The sequence below is a fragment of the Streptococcus vestibularis genome, from assembly GCF_900636445.1.
GTDB lineage: Bacteria > Bacillota > Bacilli > Lactobacillales > Streptococcaceae > Streptococcus > Streptococcus vestibularis.
This window is the reverse complement of record NZ_LR134275.1, coordinates 1264665-1284251: the sequence shown is the minus strand read 5'-3', so window position 1 is coordinate 1284251 and position 19587 is coordinate 1264665. Positions and strand designations below refer to the sequence as shown.

General features: G+C 39.7%; 20 protein-coding genes and 1 riboswitch. Of the genes, 14 read left to right on the top strand and 6 right to left on the bottom strand.

Annotated features, from left to right (window positions below; translation table 11 throughout):
• The first annotated feature begins 27 nt into the window (after positions 1-27).
• From EL076_RS06495 to EL076_RS06480, 3 genes are all read left to right on the top strand, one after another.
• Entirely contained in the window at positions 28-1413 is a 1386-nt protein-coding gene (locus tag EL076_RS06495) for an amino acid permease (protein ID WP_003094082.1), read from the top strand.
• A gap of 185 nt (positions 1414-1598) precedes the next feature.
• A complete protein-coding gene (locus EL076_RS10325) occupies positions 1599-1790 on the top strand; it encodes an ASCH domain-containing protein (protein WP_232009622.1) in 192 nt (63 codons plus the stop codon).
• A gap of 629 nt (positions 1791-2419) precedes the next feature.
• Positions 2420-2680 carry a SemiSWEET family transporter gene (locus tag EL076_RS06480; protein ID WP_003094097.1) on the top strand — a complete coding sequence of 87 codons (261 nt, stop codon included), beginning with the start codon at positions 2420-2422 and terminating at the stop codon, positions 2678-2680.
• A 122-nt stretch (positions 2681-2802) separates the two neighbouring features.
• Here the strand turns inward: EL076_RS06480 and EL076_RS06475 are convergent, their stop codons facing one another.
• From EL076_RS06475 to EL076_RS06465, 3 genes are all read right to left on the bottom strand, one after another.
• The gene (locus tag EL076_RS06475) at positions 2803-2997 is read right to left on the bottom strand and encodes a CsbD family protein (RefSeq protein ID WP_003096760.1); all 195 of its coding nucleotides are present in this window, start codon (positions 2995-2997) and stop codon (positions 2803-2805) included.
• A gap of 66 nt (positions 2998-3063) precedes the next feature.
• Entirely contained in the window at positions 3064-3696 is a 633-nt protein-coding gene (locus tag EL076_RS06470) for a DUF421 domain-containing protein (RefSeq protein WP_126429733.1), read from the bottom strand.
• Positions 3693-4145: a DUF3290 family protein gene (locus EL076_RS06465; protein WP_048788435.1), complete on the bottom strand. Its 453-nt coding sequence runs from the start codon at positions 4143-4145 to the stop codon at positions 3693-3695. The genes EL076_RS06470 and EL076_RS06465 overlap by 4 nt, the downstream gene beginning before the upstream one ends.
• A gap of 373 nt (positions 4146-4518) precedes the next feature.
• Here EL076_RS06465 and manA point away from each other — a divergent pair, with 373 nt between their 5' ends.
• The 3 genes from manA to msrB all read left to right on the top strand — a co-directional run bounded on the left by manA (position 4519) and on the right by msrB (position 8079).
• Entirely contained in the window at positions 4519-5460 is a 942-nt protein-coding gene (gene manA / locus EL076_RS06460) for a mannose-6-phosphate isomerase, class I (protein WP_003093849.1), read from the top strand.
• Between the two features lie 212 nt (positions 5461-5672).
• Positions 5673-7001, top strand: a complete 1329-nt coding sequence (gene brnQ / locus EL076_RS06455) for a branched-chain amino acid transport system II carrier protein (protein WP_003093615.1) — start codon at positions 5673-5675, stop codon at positions 6999-7001.
• A gap of 127 nt (positions 7002-7128) precedes the next feature.
• The gene (gene msrB, locus EL076_RS06450) at positions 7129-8079 is read left to right on the top strand and encodes a peptide-methionine (R)-S-oxide reductase MsrB (protein ID WP_126429731.1); all 951 of its coding nucleotides are present in this window, start codon (positions 7129-7131) and stop codon (positions 8077-8079) included.
• A 361-nt stretch (positions 8080-8440) separates the two neighbouring features.
• Here the strand turns inward: msrB and EL076_RS06445 are convergent, their stop codons facing one another.
• Positions 8441-9790, bottom strand: coding sequence for an MATE family efflux transporter (locus EL076_RS06445; protein WP_126429729.1), 1350 nt, complete (start codon positions 9788-9790; stop codon positions 8441-8443).
• 171 nt (positions 9791-9961) lie between these two features.
• On the opposite strand from EL076_RS06445, the gene EL076_RS06440 reads away from it, so the two are divergent.
• Complete coding sequence (locus EL076_RS06440) at positions 9962-10378, top strand: pyridoxamine 5'-phosphate oxidase family protein (protein WP_126429727.1); 417 nt, start codon at positions 9962-9964, stop codon at positions 10376-10378.
• A gap of 52 nt (positions 10379-10430) precedes the next feature.
• Here the strand turns inward: EL076_RS06440 and EL076_RS06435 are convergent, their stop codons facing one another.
• Together EL076_RS06435 and EL076_RS06430 are read right to left on the bottom strand one after the other, a co-directional pair.
• Positions 10431-11699, bottom strand: coding sequence for a nucleobase:cation symporter-2 family protein (locus EL076_RS06435; protein ID WP_126429725.1), 1269 nt, complete (start codon positions 11697-11699; stop codon positions 10431-10433).
• Positions 11699-12280, bottom strand: a complete 582-nt coding sequence (locus EL076_RS06430; protein ID WP_126429723.1) for a xanthine phosphoribosyltransferase — start codon at positions 12278-12280, stop codon at positions 11699-11701. The genes EL076_RS06435 and EL076_RS06430 overlap by 1 nt, the downstream gene beginning before the upstream one ends.
• 149 nt (positions 12281-12429) lie before the next feature.
• A riboswitch (purine riboswitch) is annotated at positions 12430-12525 on the bottom strand.
• Between the two features lie 204 nt (positions 12526-12729).
• On the opposite strand from EL076_RS06430, the gene EL076_RS06425 reads away from it, so the two are divergent.
• The 7 genes from EL076_RS06425 to EL076_RS06395 all read left to right on the top strand — a co-directional run bounded on the left by EL076_RS06425 (position 12730) and on the right by EL076_RS06395 (position 19532).
• On the top strand, positions 12730-13410 hold the full coding sequence (locus EL076_RS06425) for a response regulator transcription factor (protein ID WP_003094822.1): 681 nt from the start codon (positions 12730-12732) through the stop codon (positions 13408-13410).
• Positions 13400-14374, top strand: a complete 975-nt coding sequence (locus EL076_RS06420; RefSeq protein ID WP_039976404.1) for a sensor histidine kinase — start codon at positions 13400-13402, stop codon at positions 14372-14374. The genes EL076_RS06425 and EL076_RS06420 overlap by 11 nt, the downstream gene beginning before the upstream one ends.
• 144 nt (positions 14375-14518) lie before the next feature.
• Positions 14519-15277, top strand: coding sequence for an ABC transporter ATP-binding protein (locus EL076_RS06415; RefSeq protein ID WP_003094077.1), 759 nt, complete (start codon positions 14519-14521; stop codon positions 15275-15277).
• Between the two features lies 1 nt (position 15278).
• Positions 15279-17279 (top strand): ABC transporter permease, encoded by a 2001-nt coding sequence (locus EL076_RS06410; RefSeq protein WP_003094348.1) that lies wholly within the window; start codon positions 15279-15281, stop codon positions 17277-17279.
• A gap of 84 nt (positions 17280-17363) precedes the next feature.
• Positions 17364-17858 carry a YkgJ family cysteine cluster protein gene (locus tag EL076_RS06405; protein ID WP_003094156.1) on the top strand — a complete coding sequence of 165 codons (495 nt, stop codon included), beginning with the start codon at positions 17364-17366 and terminating at the stop codon, positions 17856-17858.
• Positions 17859-18001: 143 nt separating this feature from the next.
• Positions 18002-18451, top strand: a complete 450-nt coding sequence (locus EL076_RS06400; protein ID WP_003094422.1) for a cytidine deaminase family protein — start codon at positions 18002-18004, stop codon at positions 18449-18451.
• Between the two features lie 142 nt (positions 18452-18593).
• Complete coding sequence (locus EL076_RS06395) at positions 18594-19532, top strand: bile acid:sodium symporter family protein (protein ID WP_003093402.1); 939 nt, start codon at positions 18594-18596, stop codon at positions 19530-19532.
• The last annotated feature ends 55 nt before the right edge of the window (positions 19533-19587 follow it).

Sequence of the window (19587 nt, the reverse complement as noted above, 5' to 3'; positions counted from 1 at the left end):
GTATTTCTCAGAAAATGGAGTATAAAAATGAGTATTTTTCGTAAAAAGGATGTTGGTTTGGCTCAAACCGAGATGAAACGGCATCTGACCCTTAGGGATGTCGTCCTCTTGGGGATTGGTGCCATGGTCGGAACCGGTATCTTTACCATTACTGGTACCGCAGCATCAACCTTGGCAGGTCCAGCCCTGATTATTTCGGTTTTGATTTCAGCCGTTTGTGTGGGTATGTCGGCTATTTTCTTTGCTGAGTTTGCCTCACGCTATCCATCCGCCGGTGGCGTTTATGGTTATCTCTATGCTTCTTGGGGTGAGTACCCTGCTTGGATGGGCGGATGGCTTACAATGATCGTTTTCATGAACGCCGTGTCTAGTGTTGCCTCTGGTTGGGGAGCCTACCTCAAGGGGCTCTTAGCGAGCTTTGGTCTACAGCTCCCCAAGGCTATCAGTGGCCCTTTTAATCCGAGTCAAGGGACCTATATTGACCTATTGCCAGTCTTGGTTTTGGTGCTTGTGACGGCTCTCCTCCTCATGGATTCTAAACAAGTTCTTCGTTTGAACTCACTCCTAGTGGTGCTTAAGTTCTCTGCCTTGGCGGTTTTCATCCTGGTTGGTCTTTTCCATCTGAATCCAGACAACTGGGCTAACTTTGCACCATTTGGCTTTGGTCAAATTTATGGTGGTAAGACGGGGATTATAGCAGGTGCTTCTCTCATGTTCTTTGGTTTTCTTGGATTTGAATCCATCTCTATGACAGTAGATGAGATTAAGGAACCGCAAAAGAATGTTCCTCGAGGTATTGTTCTCGCTTTGATTATCGTCGCTTCACTTTATGCAGTTGTTTCATTAGTCTTGACGGGAGTTGTCCACTATACGAAGTTAAATGTCGACGATGCCGTAGCTTATGCCCTTCGTTACATTGGTGTGCCATGGGCAGCCAATTATGTATCGGTAGTTGCCATTATGACCTTGATTACCGTATGTATTTCCATGGCCTATGCCCTTAGTCGCATGGTTTATAGCTTGGCGCGTGATGGATTTCTTCCACAAACTTTCCAAAAGGTTTCAAAGACCCATAAGGTTCCACATCATGCGACACTTTTGACTGGTATCCTTTCAGCCATCTCAGCAGGTGTTTTCTCCTTGGCCAATATGGCATCCTTGGTTAACATTGCGACCTTGGCTTATTTGGTCCTCTTGGCTATTGCTCTTATCATTCTTCGTAAAGACAAGGGCTTGCCACAAAAGGGTGAATTTAAGGTTCCATTTGTTCCAGTCTTACCAATCCTTTCGATTATTGTATGTCTATCATTTATGAGTCAGTACAGTTGGCAGACATGGTTAGCCTTTGGCATAGCAGTGCTAGTTGGTTCGGCTATTTATGCCTTTTACGGTTACAAGCATTCTAAGTATTAAGATGAAAATGGTAGAGCCCTTTTGGTCTACCATTTTTTGATATTTGGAGTAGAGATAGACTATCTCGCAATTTGGTTTTGGTGGTACAAAAGACAGTAACTAGCTCACCTTTTGCCTTATATGCGGTTAGCTAGGTCCCATTGCCCAAGTAAAATACCGTTTGTATTATTGAAACAACTAAAGTTGTGGTTCTTCCTTTTAAACAAGTCAGCGTTGACCATGCTTACAAAGAAGGTGAAGAAAATCGAAGCCTAGCTTACTGGCAAAATATTCATGAAAACTTCTTTAGCAAATGGTTGCATAGGGATGGACTGAATTTTAGTCAGGTCAGTCTAGTCATTATAGAAGGATTTAGAGTGGTCTATCCTAGAGATTGAAAGTTCTCAATATCTTGGTGATTTTTTTACTTTAAGGGAAGGTTAACTTCTCTTTAAGTCTTATCTTAGGTTTATTGTGTTTAATAGAGTCATCACAAAAGTAAGTAGGAGGTTTAACAGATGACATACAAACATACCAAATAAACACAGGAATGGTATGCCATTAAGAAATCATCAAAATGGGAAAAAGCGGGGGCAGTCCTAGTAGCTAGCTTAATTTTGGGTAGCTCAGTCGTACAAACTAATCTTGCACAAAAAAATACCCAAACAAACTCTAAGGCTAGCCAGTCTGATAAAAGTTCACAAACGAACCAAACAAGTAAATCAAGCCTACCCAATATCGGTGAGGTGAGTAGCTTGGGACTAGGCGCGTTAGGGGCTGTACTCATGACAACATCGTTTGCATTAAAAGGTCAAGGAAAGTCTCAAAAATAAGATAAAAAGAACAGTAGTTATCTGTCTTTCCGGAGTAAACTACTGTTCTTTTTCTATATCATTTCATGATTATATGAGGATGAATAAAAATAAATATAAGTTTTGAAAAAGCTTGTAATCATTAGTTTTTTAGGATACAATTGCTTTGATATTATAAGAATATACGTTCGCATTTTTAATAAAGGAGTTTGGCTATGAATGACAAACAAATGAAAATCGTCGGTTGGGTAGCAACATGTATGTCAGTATTGATGTATGTTTCTTATATCCCACAAATCATGGACAACTTGGCAGGTCATAAAGGAAACTTTATCCAACCCCTCGTTGCAGCTATTAACTGTAGCCTTTGGGTTTATTATGGTCTTTTCAAGAAAGAACGTGATTTACCACTTGCAGCAGCCAATGCTCCTGGTATTGTTTTTGGACTTATCACGACTTTGACATGTTTATTTTAAGCAAAAGATAGTTTAAGTGCTTTAAAAATCATTTGACAGTTTCTGTATTCCAGGACTGTCTTTTTTTAGCTCTATCATTTAAAGCATAAAAAAAGTATCTGATGAACAGATACAGTTTTTTATTATTTTTTAAAGCTATTTTTAAGGCCTTCAACCGCACCTTCAACGCTACCTTTAATGTCTTCGAGGCTATCTTTTGCTTTAGATACAACTTTTTCAACCGCACCTTCGATTTCAGTCTTTTTATCGCCAGTCAGTTTACCAGTCCCCTCTTTAAGAGCGCCTTTAGCTTGATTCAATTTATCTTCGATTCCCATAGTAGAACCTCCTTTTTATGATGAGACCATTGTAGACAATATTAAACGGTAATGCAAGTGATTTGTTTAATAAGTCACGACATTAATGTTTCCTTTATCGTATTCAGCGATGAAGATATCTGAAATGTTGTCATATCCCATTTTAGTAAGTTCGTCATTTAACCATGCTTCGGATTTTCCGATACTGTCAAGAATTTCTAATTGAACGACACCATCTGTGACAATTGGGTATTTAGGATTTTCATCACCTACACGAACCACAATCAATTGGCCGTTCTGTTCAATAACTGCACGTTTAACCTCTTTAAGTTGAAAAATTCCTTGGGAACGTAATTTTAAAGCGACATCAGAGGCTGAAAGTCCTTTAGAGCGACAAGCTTCAGGATCTAGTTGACCATGTTTGATGATGACAGTTGGTTTACCGTCAATCAAATGTTTGATAAAGAGAATATTGGTAATTAGCCATTTTAGAAGTAAAATCAAAATCGTCCAAATAATCAAAATCACGATATATTGGAGGATTGAAATGGTACTACTATAAATTGTACCACCGAGGATTGCACCAAGAACAAAGTTCTGTACTTGGTCAGTAGCTGAGCTAGGTGCTAGGTTTCCTTTACCTGTTAAATTGATAACAAAGACGAGTGAAATAAGCCCCAAAGCTAGTTTAATTGCAACAGTAAGATAAAAAGATGTCATTTTTTAACCTCCACGAGTTCAACATCAGACTTGTAAAGTTTTATTTGTTCTAGCAAGTAGCTATCAGGATCCGAACTTGCAATGGCACGGTAGTAGTTGTCTTTAACTTTTACGATAGCTCCATCAGTGGCTGCAGAAGTATTGACATAGACATTTTCTTTCTTGACGTCTAACTGTTTCGAGATGACTTCAATAAAATGAAGAGATGCTCGGAACTGGTTATCATTGGTCTGATTAGTTTGGAAATTACTGATAGAAATTAGAACCACAGCAACTAAGGTTAAAATAGAAATGATAGAGAGTTCACGAAACTTAGTATTATGGCGTTCTTTGAAGGCCTTAAAAGCAAATACGCCAGTCACTAAAATAAGTCCTGCAGCAATGGCAACCATAACCCAGTTTTGTTGGCTAATCTGACTTAGCACATAGTCATAGGAGTAGAATTTCATTGATAAGTTTCCTTTCACAGTATCACTAGTATTATAGGATAAAAAGCCTTTAATTTCAATAAGTTCATCCAGAAAATGAGGGAGTGAGCTAGACTTTAAAAGTAAATTAGATTATGGGATAACTTAAAGACATTAAGCCAAAATATTATGATTTCTTTAAGACTTTGTTGAATTTTTCACAAATTATGCTTATAATTGAGGTAAACAATCATAAGAACTTGCCTAAAATTTTGGTAAATAAAAGGACTAGCGACTTGCATGTGATTTAAAGACATATGTGGAATTTATCCATCTACGAATCTATCACTGATAGTCATTTTTCTAAAATTTTCCAGAGACTCTGAGGCTCTGTTCCTAGAATAAGGAGAATATTATGTCTGAACCATTGTTTTTACAATCTGTTATGCAAGAAAAAATCTGGGGTGGTACGCATTTACGTGATGTCTTTGGCTATGATATACCAAGCGACCATGTTGGAGAGTACTGGGCTATCTCAGCTCACCCAAATGGTGTATCGACGATTAAGAATGGTCGTTACGCTGGGCAAACTTTAGATGTGCTTTATGCAGAGCATCGTGAATTGTTTGGAAATCGTCAGGAACCTGTCTTCCCACTTTTAACTAAGATTTTGGATGCCAATGATTGGCTTTCGGTTCAGGTTCATCCAGATGATGCTTATGGACTTGAACATGAAGGTGAGCTTGGTAAAACAGAATGCTGGTATATCATTGCTGCTGAACCAGGTGCTGAAATCATTTACGGTCACAATGCTAAATCAAAAGAAGAATTGCGCCAACAAATTGAAAGTAAGGATTGGGAAAATCTCTTGACAAAAGTTCCAGTTAAAGCAGGAGATTTCTTCTATGTTCCAAGCGGTACCATGCATGCTATTGGTGCAGGAATCATGGTTCTTGAAACCCAACAATCTAGTGATACGACCTACCGTGTATATGATTTTGACCGTAAGGATGACCAAGGGAACTTGCGTGAGCTCCATCTAGAAAAATCGATTGATGTGCTTACTATTGGAGAACCTGCCAATAGTCGCCCAGTCACAACAAAAGTAGATGATCTCAAATCAACGCTTTTAGTCGCTAGTGATTTCTTTGCCGTTTATAAGTGGGAAATCTCAGGTAAAGCTGATTTTGAAAAGACTGCTGATTACAGTTTGTTTAGTGTACTTGACGGTCAAGGAAGTCTCCTAGTCGATGGTCAAGAATACCCAATTGCAAAAGGAAGCCACTTTATTCTTCCTAGCGATGTTCAAGCATGGCAAATTAAGGGAGATCTTGAACTGATTGTTAGTCACCCTTAATTAAACTATCAAACTAGACGAGATAAGACTCTTGTCTAGTTTTTTCGTATAATGATACAGAAAATTTGCAATTTTAAAAACCTTTCCTAATACGTTTCAATAGCTTGAAGTTCCAAACTAATCATGTCATACTAAGTAAGTTGACTAAAATAGTAATAAACAAGTTATCTTTTTTGAGATGATGTCTTGTTTGTTTTAGATTGGAGTAACTTATGTTAAAAAAAGGAGGCCTTACAGCCCTTTTGCTGTTTGGTATGTTCTTCGGAGCGGGAAACCTAACCTTCCCACCTCAGCTAGGCTTTGAATCTGGAGGTCATTTCTGGCCAGCTATTGCCGGTTTTGTCCTATCTGGTGTCGGAATTGCAATTCTAACACTTATTATTGGGACTTTAAATCCGAAGGGGTATATTCACGAGATTTCTCAAAAAATCTCACCTAAGTTTGCCTTGTTATACTTGGCAGTGCTTTACTTGTCTATTGGACCATTCTTTGCTATTCCAAGGACAGCAGCGACAGCTTTTTCAATTGGTATTGCACCAATGCTTGGTAATAGTCATACTAGTCTATGGTTACTTGCCTTCACAGCGGTTTATTTTGCCTTGGCTTTATGGATTGCAATGAATCCTTCTAAGATTTTAGATAGTATTGGTCGAATCCTGACACCTATCTTTGCTCTATTAATCGTTATTTTGATTGTAGTTGGTGCCTTTAAATATGGTGGTCATAGCACACATACAGCAACAGAAGCTTACAAAGCCACAGCCTTTGGTAATGGTTTCTTGGAAGGGTACAATACCTTAGATGCCTTGGCTTCGGTAGCCTTTAGTGTGGTGGCAGTAGTAACCCTCAATCAATTAGGCTTTAAATCTAAAAAAGAGTACATCTCAACCATTTGGGTTGTAGGTATTCTGGTTGGATTGATGTTCTCAGGTTTATACTTAGGTCTAGCATTCTTGGGTAACCATTTCCCACTTGATACATCAACTTTGGGAGAAGGTGCTAACCTTGGAGCAGCAGTTCTATCGAGTGCAACACAGGCTATCTTTGGTCCCATGTCACAGATTTTCCTAGCAGTTATGGTAACAGTGACGTGCTTTACGACAACAGCAGGATTGATTGTGGCGACCGGTGAGTTCTTTAATAAGGCCTTCCCACAAGTCTCATACAAAACCTATGCTATTGTCTTCACTCTTATTGGATTTGCGATTGCCAATTTGGGACTTAATAATATCATTGCTTTCTCAGTACCAGTACTGTTGATTCTTTACCCAATTACAATCACAATTGTTATGATTGTGATTGCTAATAAGTTTGTGGCCTTGTCTAAACCTGGTATGCAAATTACAGTTGGTGTAGTGACACTTATCGCTTTGCTTAGTGTAATTGGCAGCCAGTTCAAACTTGCAGGACTTAATGCCATTATTAACTTCCTTCCATTATCAGGAGCATCACTGCCATGGTTGATTCCAGCCATCTTACTCATCCTCCTATCTCTTGTCTTACCAGATAAGATTAAGAGCGAAAGCTTCGAAATGGAATAAAAATAAAATCCTATCACAATGTGGTGGGATTTTTTGTGTCCCCAAGTCACTATAAGTGCGAAATCTTCTCAAAAGCGTTACACTTAAGGCGTGGAGATATAATTATCTATTGAAGGGAGTGTTAAAAATGTCAAATCTAAATATTCATATGATCTATCTTGCAGGTGGTTGTTTCTGGGGTGTGGAAGAGTATTTCTCTCGTGTGCCTGGTGTGCTTGATGCGGTTTCGGGTTATGCTAATGGTCGTAGTGAGACGACTCGTTATGAGCTTATCGGTCAGACGGGTCACGCTGAGACTGTTCAGGTGACCTATGATGCTAGCAAGGTGTCATTGCGAGAGATTCTGCTTCATTTCTTCCGTATCATCAATCCTATGAGTAAAAACAAACAGGGCAATGATGTGGGAACTCAGTACCGTACAGGTGTTTACTACACGGATGCAAATGATTTATCGACTATCAAGCAAGTTTTCCAAGAAATGACTGAGCAATACGGTCAGCCTTTGGCGGTTGAATTGTTGCCCCTGGAGCACTTTATTCCTGCTGAGGATTACCATCAAAATTATCTCAAGAAAAATCCGAATGGCTACTGTCATATCAATGTCAATCAGGCAGCTAATCCTGTCATTGATGCCAGTACTTATCACAAGCAGAATCGGGAGGAGCTTAAGGAAAGTTTGAGTCCAGAAGCCTACGCTGTGACTCAGGAGAATGGAACAGAACGGGCCTTTACGAGTCCACTTTGGAATCAGTTTGAACCAGGTATTTATGTTGATGTAGTGACCGGTGAGCCTCTCTTTTCATCCAAGGACAAGTTTGATTCAGCCTGTGGCTGGCCAAGTTTCTCTCGCCCTATAAGCCCCGAGGTAGCCAATTACAAGGAAGACCATTCGCACAATATGGACCGCATCGAAGTTCGTAGTCGTGTGGGCGACTCCCATCTAGGGCATGTCTTTCCAGATGGGCCAAGTGACAAGGGAGGTCTACGCTACTGTATCAATGGTGTAGCAACGCGATTTGTGCCTAAAGCTGACATGGAAAAAGAAGGCTATGCCTACTTACTTGATCAAGTGGACTGATTAGGTATTCTGAAGGAATTAGTAAAAGCTAAAAGAGAGGTTGGTGACCCTTGGTCCCAACCTCTTTTTATGTGACAAAAGAAGATGTAAATAAGATGAAAGCCTTTTAAAACTAACATAATATGTGACCTAACCATTCAGGACAAAAAGTGACCTTTTTCAATATTAAACATTATGTTTTCATTAATGAATCCAGTTTGGTAATAGGTCAGGAAAATCTGAATTTAATTAATCACTCATCAAAAGAAGCTTTCTGTGTATTGATAACAGTTTATCTGTTTTCAATATGCAGGAGTTTTTTTTCTGTATTATCGAGATTTGGACATAGAAAAAGCATTCGGAAAAGACTGCTTCAGGTGTGTTACTGTTGTGATTCGTATCGTTTGACGATCTTATTTAAGCGCCACTGGTAACAGAGACCACTGACGATAAGACTGGCAATCAGGCCAATCCAGTAACTATAGGGACCAAGTCCAGTGACTTTTTCAAGCAAGAAGCCAACTGGGAGGGTGATGCCCCAGTAGGTTAGGACACCGAGATAAAAAGGTACCTTGGTATCTTTATAGCCACGCAGGATTCCTTGAAGGGGAGCCGCAAAGACATCCGCCACTTGGAAGAAGAGGCTATAGGTCATGAAAATGGCCGTCATTCTCAAAAAATCAGGCTCATGCCCATAAAGTTCAGCCAAATCATAACGCAAGAAGTAGAGGAAAATCAAGGTAAAGATAGAGAATCCTAAGGCTGTCAGGCGACCTAGTTTGCTATAGCTCTTGATCGCATCCATGCGTCTGGCCCCAAATTCGTAGGAAATAATGATAGCCATGGCACTGGAAATGCTGAGAGGAAAGGCATACATGAGATTTGAGAAATTCATGGCCGCCTGGTGACTAGCAATCACTAGTGACGGATACTTAGACATAACCAGACCAACACCTGAGAAGATGGCGACTTCCGCAAAGACCGTTCCACCAATAGGGAGACCTAGTTTAAGGGCGCCAAGCAGAGCTGCTTTATCAAGGGGTTGAACCTTTTCAATGTGGTAGGGCTTAATCTTTTTATGCTTTCTGATAACCGCGATGGAAATAAGGAGAAGGGCCCAGTAAGCCAATGAAGTTCCAAGCCCAGCTCCAGCTCCCCCTAACTCTGGTAAACCAGCAATGCCATAGATGAGGAGGAAATTGAAGAAACCATTTAGTGGTAGAAGTAAAAGCATGAGATACATGGAGAGGCGCGTGAGGCCAAGTGAATCAAGGAAGGATCGAGCCACACTAAAGAGCAGAAGGGAAATAATCCCAAGACTCAAAAAGCGTAGGTAACCAAGGGCCACCTTTCTGACAACAGGTTCCAAACCTAAGTGGCTCAAAACTAAGGGAGCCCCCAGAAAAACGAGGGCAAAGAGAATCAGTGATAGGCCCAAAGCCATATAAAGAAATTGATAAAAATCAGGTGCCACTCGGTCCTTGCGACCTGCCCCTAGATGGTGTCCGATAATAGGAACTAGGGCAGAGACGATACCTGTTAAAAAGGTGAAAAAAGGACTCCATAAACTCGTTGCCATGGCTACCCCCGCCAAGTGTAGGGTATCGTATTGACCAGTCATGGTAGTGTCCACAAAGGCTGCCGAGAAGTTGGCAAACTGATAAATCAGTATGGGCACAAAAATCTTGAAGAAAACAAGGAATCGCTCACGGAGAGAATGTGTTTCGTGCATTCTGTTTTCCTTTCTAAATTAATTTTTCAAACATTTATATTTTCATTGTACTATAGATATGACTTGCTTTCAATCTGTTTTAATCTTAAAGAAACACTTTGCTTTCATTTTCTCTACTGACATTTTATAGGCTTTCAGATATAATTAATCTAAGGAAATGAGGCTTTGAAAATGAACACGAAAACAGAATTTTTGAGAATAATGGCAGAACAAACAGAAATGGCCTTGTCAACTTCTGTAAATAACATTCCTAATGTGAGAATCGTTAATTTCTATTTCGACCCTAGTGATAATATTCTTTATTTTTCGTCCTTTAAAGATAATGATAAAGTCAAGGAAATAGAAGAAAATCCTTCGATTGCCTTTACCACTATTCCTCACACTGGAAACCAGCATGTCAAAGCCAAAGGTCTCGCAAAAAGAAGTTCGAAAACTATATTTGATATGGCAGAACATTTCATTGCAAAGGTTCCAGATTATAAAAAGACAATAGATTACGCAGGTGAATCGCTGATTCTATTTGAGGTGAGATTTGATACCGCTATTGTTACCAAAGATCTTGCTACTATCGGTACCTTAAGACTATGATAAAAACTCCCCTTATGGATCAGTACAATCTATAAGGGGAGTTTATTCGTTTTTATTTTTCTTTTTTATTATGGTTCAAAATGGCATTGAGGACGATGGCAAGCAAGCTTGCGACCACGATACCGTTTGAGAAGAACATTTGGAAAGCATTTGGTAGGCTGTTGAAGAGATTGCTATTGTTAAGACCAACCCCTGCAGCGATGGAAACTGCAGCAATCAAGAAGTTGTGTTCGTTGTTGGCGAAATCAACACGCGCCAAGATTTGCATCCCTTGGATAGAAACAAAACCGAACATAACAAGCATAGCGCCACCAAGGACTGGGCTTGGGATGATTTGTGCTAAGGAACCAAACTTAGGAAGGAGTCCAAGAAGAACAAGGAAACCAGCGGCATAGTAAATTGGTAAGCGAGTCTTGATACCTGACAACTTCACAAGACCCACGTTTTGAGAGAAACCTGTGTATGGGAAGGTATTGAAGAGTCCACCAAGGAGAACAGCCAAACCTTCAGCGCGGTAACCGTTACGAAGGCGAGTGCTATCGAGTGCTTCTTTGGTAATATCAGAGAGGGCCAAGTAAACTCCAGTTGATTCAACCATAGACACTGTAGCGATAATACACATCATGATGATTGATGACAACTCAAACTTAGGCATTCCGAAGTAGAATGGTGTTGGCACGTGGACAATAGGTGCCGCAGCCACTGGTGAGAAGTCAACCAAGCCCATGCTTGCTGCGATAGCAGTACCGACAATCAAACCAATCAAGATTGAGATGGATTTGATAAATCCTTTAGTGAAAATATTAATCAAAAGGATGATGAGAACCGTGATAGCTGCAAGAAATAGGCTTTGACCAGTTGGTTTATCAACGTTGTTCCCCATATTTCCGATAGCGACAGGGATGAGGGTCAAACCGATAGTTGTGATGACTGATCCTGTAACGATAGAAGGGAAGAGATTGGCCACTTTTGAAAAGATGCCAGAAATGAGGATAACATAAATCCCTGAAACGATAAGGGCACCAAACATAGCACCGCTACCGTGTTTCTCACCAATCATAATAAGTGGTGCCACTGACTGGAAAGCAACCCCAAGAACAACTGGAAGACCGATACCGAAGTATTTATTAAGTTGAAGTTGGAGGAAGGTTGCTACACCACACATGAAAATGTCGGTTGAAATCAAGTAGGTTAATTCATGAGCTGAATACCCTAAGGCTCCAGCAATCATGATTGGAACCAGGATTGATCCCGAGTACATGGCAAGAAGGTGTTGCAGTCCTAGGACCGCCGCCTGCGAATGTTTCTCTTTATTTTGCATTAGATGTCTGCCTCCTTAAATACGACCTGACCATTTTCAAAACGATCTAAACGAGCAAGTGAAACGACTGGGTAACCAGCTTCTTCTAGAAGGGCACGACCATCTTGGAAAGATTTCTCAATAACGATACCAACCGCTTCGACGTGTGCACCAGCTTCTTCGATGATTTGAATCAAGCCTTTGGCAGCTTGACCGTTAGCCAAGAAGTCATCAACGATGAGAACCTTATCTTCAGGAGTGAGGAACTTGCTTGCGATAGAGACAGTACTAGTCACCTGTTTAGTGAAGGAGTAGACCTCAGCAGTGAGGATCCCTTCATTCATGGTGATATTTTTAGCCTTCTTAGCAAAAATCATAGGGACATCCAAAGCCTCAGCTGCATAGAGGGCTGGAGCAATACCAGATGCCTCGATAGTCACCACCTTGGTGATGCCAGTATCCTTGAACTTTTCAGCAAAGACCTTTCCAATCTCACGCATGAGATCAAAGTCCACTTGGTGAGTAAGGAAAGAGTCAACTTTGAGGATGTTCTCCCCAAGGACATTCCCATCTTTGAGAATGCGGTCTTCCAGTAATTTCATATTACCTCCTATAAATTTAATAACAATGCTGTGTGTTGATTTATTTCAGAATCTATTGAGACTCTGAAATAAACCAAAACAATCGAATAATAGAAAAAGGCCTGCAAAGCAAGCCTTTAAAATCACAAAAAGACATTGAAATCTCTCTATGACTAAATTAGCTTACTTATTGTTAGGTGTTACGGCACCTTGTAGAAACGTCACGCCCATTCGTGACATAAATAAGTAATGTTCTCATTGTTCGATGAAGCTTTCGATGGTTGATGATAAACCAACATCAACACTATTATAATACTATATTTTCTTTGAAGACTCAAAGAATTTTTCTATGAAAACGCACCCTTTAAAAAATTGGGAAATCCAATCTAACATTATCGTAATATTTGCTGAGAAAGGGCGATTCTTATATCATTTTTGTTATAATAGTGAGAAACGAAAGAGGTTGAGTTATGCATAAGATTTTATTAGTTGAAGACGACGAGGTTATCCGTCAACAAGTCAAAAAAATGCTAGAACAGTGGGGTTATGAAGTTGTTCTTGTTGAAGATTTCATGGAAGTATTATCTATTTTTGTAAAAGTAGAGCCCCATTTGGTTCTTATGGATATTGGTTTACCTCTATTTAATGGTTATCACTGGTGTCAGGAAATTCGTAAGGTCTCCAAGGTGCCTATTATGTTCTTGTCCTCTAGAGATCAAGCCATGGATATCGTTATGGCAATCAATATGGGTGGAGACGACTTTGTGACTAAACCATTTGACCAAAATGTTCTCCTAGCGAAAATTCAAGGGCTTTTACGTCGTTCTTATGAGTTTGGTAAGGATCAGAGTCTTTTGGAATATATGGGTGTGATTCTGAACCTTAAGGCCATGGATTTGGTTTATCAGGGAGAGGTTGTTTCTTTGACTAAAAATGAGTTTCAGATTTTACAAGTTCTCTTCGAGCGTTCTGGTAATATTGTTAGTCGTGAAGATCTCATGAAGGAGCTATGGAATAGTGACTTCTTTATTGATGATAATACTCTCTCTGTAAATGTGGCACGTTTGCGTAAGAAGTTAGAGGCAGTCGGTTTGAAGGATTTTATAGAAACCAAGAAAGGTGTCGGCTACGGGTTGCGTCATGATGGGTAAGTGTCAATTTATCAAATACTATATTAGGTCTCGTCTGCCTTTCTATCTCTTGGTTATCTTTAACGGAATCATCTTGATTTTGTTTGCCTTTTTATTTGAAGAGGCAGCAGATGTTCTTTATTATTCCCTGACAATCCTGACTTTTGTGAGCATCATTATGGTGGCTTGGGACTTGTTTAGATCCTATCAGTCTTATAAGCTAGCATATCTATATGAGGAAATTACTCCCTTAAGTCCCTTGGAATTTTACTTAGCCCAGACCTTGGAAAATGCAAGGGAGAATCAGAAGAATCAGACTGAGGAGGGATGTAAGCGCTATACAGATTTGATGGACTACTACACTCTTTGGGTTCATCAAATCAAGACGCCAATAGCGGCTAGTCAATTGTTGGTTCAGGATGTCACAGATAGGAATATTAGATCTCTCTTGGAGCAAGAAATCTTCAAGATCGATGCCTACACTCATTTGGTTTTGCAGTATTTACGTTTAGAAAACTTTCATGATGATTTGCAGTTGAAACAGGTTGCATTAGAACAATTAGTTAAAGAAGTTGTTAGAAAGTATAGTCTTTTCTTTATTCAAAAAGGGTTGACTATTAACCTAGATGACTTGGATGTTAAGGTTATTTCAGATGAAAAATGGCTCTTAGTCATCATTGAGCAGATCTTGTCAAACAGTTTGAAGTATACAAAGAGTGGCGGTATTGAAATTTACTTCAAAGATAATACGCTTTATCTTAAAGATTCTGGGATTGGTATTAAGGATAGTGATATTTTAAGGGTTTTTGAGCGTGGCTTTTCAGGTTACAATGGCCGATTGACTCAGCAGTCGTCTGGGTTAGGCCTCTATCTTTCAAAGAAAATTGCTGATCAGCTTGGACATGATATTAGTATTAGCTCCCAAGTAGGTCAAGGAACCACAGTTTCCATTCATTTTCAAAAGAAGAAGTTAGCCATTGATTGATAACTTACAAAAGTGTAAGAAATTAGACGACAAATGAAAGCAAGGGTTATGGTTTTGCCCCTGCTTTTTCTATAAAATGGTATCAGAAGTTAAGTAAGAGATTCCTAAAATCTCTCCAAAATCTACTAAATAAAGGAGCTTATTATGACATTACTAGATGTTCAACATGTTAAAAAAATTTATAAAACACGTTTCAAAGGAAATCAGGTTGAGGCCCTTAAAGATATCCATTTTACGGTTGAAAAGGGTGAGTATGTTGCTATTATGGGTGAGTCTGGCTCAGGAAAATCAACCCTGCTCAACATTCTTGCCATGCTTGATAAACCAACGGCAGGGCGTGTCTACCTTAATGGCATGGACACAGCAACCATTAAAAATAAGGATGCTTCCAGTTTCCGTCGTGAAAAATTAGGATTTGTTTTCCAGGATTTTAACCTTTTGGATACCCTATCTGTTAAAGATAATATCTTACTACCTTTGGTCCTTTCTCGACGTCCACTTAAGCAAATGATGACGCAAGTAGAAGCAGTCAGTCGTCAATTGGGAATCCATCCCTTGCTAGAGAAGTACCCTTATGAAATTTCAGGTGGGCAAAAGCAAAGGGTTGCAGTTGCGCGTGCAATCATCACTAAACCAGAAATCCTCTTAGCAGATGAGCCAACAGGCGCCTTGGATTCAAAATCTTCAGCGGCCTTATTGGATGTCTTTGATACTATTAATGCCAGCGGTCAGACCATCCTTATGGTAACTCACTCAACATCGGCCGCCAGTCGTGCTCAGCGTGTTTTGTTTATTAAGGATGGTATTCTTTATAATCAAATCTTTAAAGGGGATAAGTCTGAACATCAAATGTTCCAAGAAATTTCCGATACACTAACTACAATGGCAAGTGAGGTGAACTAATATGTTTCGTCTAACCAATAGACTGGCTTTATCCAATCTCATCAAAAATCGTAAGCTTTATTATCCGTATACATTGGCAACTATTCTGGTTATTGCTATTACCTATATTTTTACATCTTTACTGCTTAATCCGCATCTGGGTGACTTACCTGGGGCAGATTCTATCAAGGCGGTTTTGGGTATGGGACTTGTAATTGTCGCCCTCTCTTCTGGGATTATTGTTCTTTATGCCAATAGCTTTGTTATGAAAAATCGTTCAAAGGAGCTTGGTCTCTATAGTGTGCTAGGCTTGGAGAAGCGTCACCTCTTTAGCATGATATTAAAAGAAACGATGATTATGGGGGTTGTAACTTTGCTTCTAGGTATAGGTGTAGGGGCGCTATTCGATAAACTCATTTATGCTTTTCTTCAAAGAATTATCGGAGAAAGTACAGGTTTGGTTTCAACCTTTCAAGTAATGACTATTCCTATTGTTCTTGTCATCTTTGCTTGTATTTTTAGTTTGTTGGTTTTGGTAAATGGTTTCCGATTACTACGGCTTAATCCTTTACAATTAACGAAAGATGGCCTTAAGGGTGAAAAAAAAGGACGTTTCCTAGTTGTTCAAACTCTTTTAGGACTTGGGACTATGGGATGCGGTTACTATCTTGCTCTCTCTGTTAAGAATCCAGTAACAGCTATTATCAGTTTTTTCCTAGCTGTTTTACTGGTCATTTTAGGGACTTATCTTCTTTTCAATGCCGGGACAACAGTAGTTCTGCAACTTTTGAAAAAGAAGAAAAGCTACTATTATAAGCCTAATAATATGATTTCCATTTCCAACCTTGTCTTTCGGATGAAGAAAAATGCAGTTGGGCTGGCGACCATTGCTATCCTCTCAAGTATGGTTCTCGTGACGCTTGTAGGTGCTACAAATATCTATGCTGGAAAAAAAGACTATCTGGCCAGTGCTGCTCCACATGATTACTCAGTTACCGGAACGAATGTGGATGTAACAAGTACACAGAAGGTTATGGATGATTTCTTATCACAGTCGGGAAATCAGGTCAATAGAAAAACGGAAGTAACTTACATCTACTTTGGTATCAAAGAACAAGAAAAAAACAAGTTAACCATCTTTTCTAAGAATGAAAGAAAAGTTCTACCAAAGTCAATTTTTATTGTCTTCTCACAAGCTACTTATAAACAATTAACAGGTAAAGACCTCAATCTGACTTCAAATCAAGTTGGCTTATTTACTAAAAATAAAACATTGAAAGATCAAAAGAGTGTCTCTATCAATGGTCAAAACTACCAGATTCAGAATAGCCTTAATGACTTTATTAAAGGTAAAGTACCCAATAACTTTTCAGTTATATCTTCTGATTATAGCTACCTTGTCGTTCCTGATACGGATAATTTTAAAGAAAGTATCAAAGGAACAGCAACCACTCAGACTACCTATATTGGTGTTAACGTCAAAGACCCTGCACATGATGCCAAGAAAAATTCAGATTTGTTAGACAAACTCGCGGATAAAGAAACGCAACAGTTAGATGGACAAACTACTGGTGTCCCTTGGTTTAACCTCATTACTAATAGCCGATATGATGTAGAAGGGGCACTAAATGGCTTTGTTAGCGGAACATTATTTATCGGTATTTTCCTATCTATCATCTTCATGATTGGTACAGTTCTTGTGATTTACTATAAACAGATTTCTGAAGGTTATGAGGATCGTGAGCGCTTTGTTATTCTTCAAAAGATTGGTTTGGACGATCAACAAGTCAAGAAAACCATTCGTAAACAAGTTCTTACCGTCTTTTTCCTCCCTCTGATTTTTGCCTTTATTCACTTGGCCTTTGCCTATCATATGCTCAGTTTGATTATACGTCTTATTGGGGTTCTCAATCCAGATCTTATGTTAGTGGTCACTATTATTGTTTGTGGCGTTTTCTTCCTAGCCTATGTCTTGGTTTTCGCCCTAACGTCGCGTTCTTATCGTAGAATCGTATCAATGTAACTTACATAGAGTCTAGTTCATGCTAGGCTCTATTTCTTTTATGCTATAATAGATGAAAGAATTATAAATCATCGGAGAAAACACATGTCACAGACTATTGATGTCAAACGTTATGAGGAATTGGCACGTCAAAAGCAGGGGGAGCACCGTAAGTTTCTCGCACAGCTCAAGAAGAAGGCCCCTAAAAATTTAGATAAGATTGTTCAGGAGGTGCATAATGAAGTATTTCAAGAAATTGATTGTACCCAGTGTGCAAATTGCTGTAAGACGCTAGGACCAGATTTCACAGAGCAGGACATCACTCGTATTGCAAAGCATTTTCGTATGAAGTTACCTGCCTTTGAGGAGATGTACTTACAGGTAGATGAGGATGGTGATAAGGTCTTCAAGTCTATGCCTTGTCCATTTTTGGGACCTGATAATCTCTGTGATATCTATGACGTCCGCCCCAAGGCTTGTGCAGCTTTTCCTCACACGAATCGTAAGAAAATCTATCAGATTAATCATTTGACTATCAAAAATACGCTTTTCTGTCCAGCGGCCTACCTCTTTGTGGAAAAACTTAAGGACAGAATTTAGGGAGGGCAAGGCATGAAAGCATTATTAAAAATAGAATGGATAAAACCATGACGTAGCTGGCCAGTCTTTATCATGGGAATCGGGATCCCCGTCACTCTTTATCAAGTCGCAAAGAGAAAGTGATCGAGGTTAAAGGAGAAAAAATGGATATTTGGCAGAAAATGTATGAACGAGCCCAAGCCTTGTATCAGCCACAGGAAGTCTCAGACTTTGTCTATGCTAGGCACGTTGTGGCTGCGGTGGAGGCTGAAGATGGACAAATTTTCACAGGCTTTTGTATGGAAGGGACGTGTGGTGTTTTCCATCTATGTGCCGAAAGGGCTGCCCTTTTCAATATGTATCAAGAAACTGGTCAGACTAAGGTCAAGCGTATTATTGCTTTTCGAGACCAGCCACCTCATGGTGGACCATCTGGTATGCCTTGTGGAGCCTGTCGAGAATTTTTAATGGAACTCCATCCTGATAATCGTAACTTGGAGTTCATGGTTGATTACGAGACACGTCAAACCATCACTCTGGGGGAATTGTTACCACTGTGGTGGGGAGAAGAACGGGCTCAGCAGTTTGAAGAGAAGTCGAAAGACAAGGTTTAAAGTTTGTAGAAATCTCTAAACTCTCGTGATTCAAGTGCGAGGGTTTATTTTTTGAAATAAATTTCAGAAAATTCCAAACACATCTTGAAATTCAAAATGAAAGTGCTATACTATATCGTGAAAATAGAAAGAAGGTTTCACTATGGACTCACTTGTATCTTTTAGTAAATGGCTCAGCAAATGGTTTACTGTAGCTGTTATCCTCTGGGCGGCCTTTAACTACGCCCTTCCTGCAACTAGTAGTTGGGTCATTCCCAATACGGCCTACTTGCTTGGTTTGATTCTCTTTGGTATGGGGCTTACTTTGACCACTGAGGATTTCAAGCGTATTGCTAAGCGTCCAATTCCAGTTGTCCTAGGGACTGTAGCTCACTATGTCATCATGCCTGGTTTGGCTTGGTTGCTTTGTATGATTTTCCATCTGAAAGGTGCGACAGCAGCAGGTGTTATCCTTGTTGGGTCTTGTCCAAGTGGGACTTCATCGAGTGTCATGGCCTTCCTTTCAGGTGGGGATGTTGCCTTGGATGTCTCTATTGAAACCCTCTCAACTCTTTTGGCACCACTCATGATTCCAACCCTCTTGTCATTCCTGGCTGGTCAGTACGTGAGTGTCCCTGCCCAAAGCCTCTTCCTAAGTACCTTGCGTATCGTGGTTGTCCCTATTATCTTGGGTGTGCTTGTTCACTCAATCTTTGGTAAAAAAATCGATGCCATCATCAAGATTATGCCTTTGATTTCACAAGCCGCCATCCTCTTGATTGTTGGAGCAGTTGTTTCTGCCAACCATGCCAATATTTTCACAGCAGCGACAGCCCTTGTTATCCCAGTTGTTATGCTTCATAACCTTTGTGGTTATGCGCTTGGTTTTGGATTTTCAAAAATCCTTGGTTTGGAAGAACCACAACAAAAAGCCATTACTTTCGAAGTGGGGATGCAAGACTCAAGTCTTGGAGCAACCCTTGCCATGAAATATTTCGTGCCACAAGCTGCCATCCCATCAACTATCTTCAGTATTTGGCACAATATCTCAGGTTCTATCCTTTCATCATGGTGGAAGAACCATTCAAAAAATAGTCATTAAGATAAATGAAAAGCTGACCTTGGGTTGGCTTTTTTTTACGTCACATGACAAATGT

What these genes read in the sequence shown, in the direction of transcription:
- EL076_RS06495 (WP_003094082.1), top strand. Translation starts at nt 28, where the DNA reads ATGAGTATTTTTCGTAAAAAGGATGTTGGTTTGGCTCAAACCGAGATG.
- EL076_RS06480 (WP_003094097.1), top strand. Translation starts at nt 2,420, where the DNA reads ATGAATGACAAACAAATGAAAATCGTCGGTTGGGTAGCAACATGTATG.
- EL076_RS06475 (WP_003096760.1), bottom strand. Translation starts at nt 2,997, where the DNA reads ATGGGAATCGAAGATAAATTGAATCAAGCTAAAGGCGCTCTTAAAGAG.
- EL076_RS06470 (WP_126429733.1), bottom strand. Translation starts at nt 3,696, where the DNA reads ATGACATCTTTTTATCTTACTGTTGCAATTAAACTAGCTTTGGGGCTT.
- EL076_RS06465 (WP_048788435.1), bottom strand. Translation starts at nt 4,145, where the DNA reads ATGAAATTCTACTCCTATGACTATGTGCTAAGTCAGATTAGCCAACAA.
- manA (WP_003093849.1), top strand. Translation starts at nt 4,519, where the DNA reads ATGTCTGAACCATTGTTTTTACAATCTGTTATGCAAGAAAAAATCTGG.
- brnQ (WP_003093615.1), top strand. Translation starts at nt 5,673, where the DNA reads ATGTTAAAAAAAGGAGGCCTTACAGCCCTTTTGCTGTTTGGTATGTTC.
- msrB (WP_126429731.1), top strand. Translation starts at nt 7,129, where the DNA reads ATGTCAAATCTAAATATTCATATGATCTATCTTGCAGGTGGTTGTTTC.
- EL076_RS06445 (WP_126429729.1), bottom strand. Translation starts at nt 9,790, where the DNA reads ATGCACGAAACACATTCTCTCCGTGAGCGATTCCTTGTTTTCTTCAAG.
- EL076_RS06440 (WP_126429727.1), top strand. Translation starts at nt 9,962, where the DNA reads ATGAACACGAAAACAGAATTTTTGAGAATAATGGCAGAACAAACAGAA.
- EL076_RS06435 (WP_126429725.1), bottom strand. Translation starts at nt 11,699, where the DNA reads ATGCAAAATAAAGAGAAACATTCGCAGGCGGCGGTCCTAGGACTGCAA.
- EL076_RS06430 (WP_126429723.1), bottom strand. Translation starts at nt 12,280, where the DNA reads ATGAAATTACTGGAAGACCGCATTCTCAAAGATGGGAATGTCCTTGGG.
- EL076_RS06425 (WP_003094822.1), top strand. Translation starts at nt 12,730, where the DNA reads ATGCATAAGATTTTATTAGTTGAAGACGACGAGGTTATCCGTCAACAA.
- EL076_RS06420 (WP_039976404.1), top strand. Translation starts at nt 13,400, where the DNA reads ATGATGGGTAAGTGTCAATTTATCAAATACTATATTAGGTCTCGTCTG.
- EL076_RS06415 (WP_003094077.1), top strand. Translation starts at nt 14,519, where the DNA reads ATGACATTACTAGATGTTCAACATGTTAAAAAAATTTATAAAACACGT.
- EL076_RS06410 (WP_003094348.1), top strand. Translation starts at nt 15,279, where the DNA reads ATGTTTCGTCTAACCAATAGACTGGCTTTATCCAATCTCATCAAAAAT.
- EL076_RS06405 (WP_003094156.1), top strand. Translation starts at nt 17,364, where the DNA reads ATGTCACAGACTATTGATGTCAAACGTTATGAGGAATTGGCACGTCAA.
- EL076_RS06400 (WP_003094422.1), top strand. Translation starts at nt 18,002, where the DNA reads ATGGATATTTGGCAGAAAATGTATGAACGAGCCCAAGCCTTGTATCAG.
- EL076_RS06395 (WP_003093402.1), top strand. Translation starts at nt 18,594, where the DNA reads ATGGACTCACTTGTATCTTTTAGTAAATGGCTCAGCAAATGGTTTACT.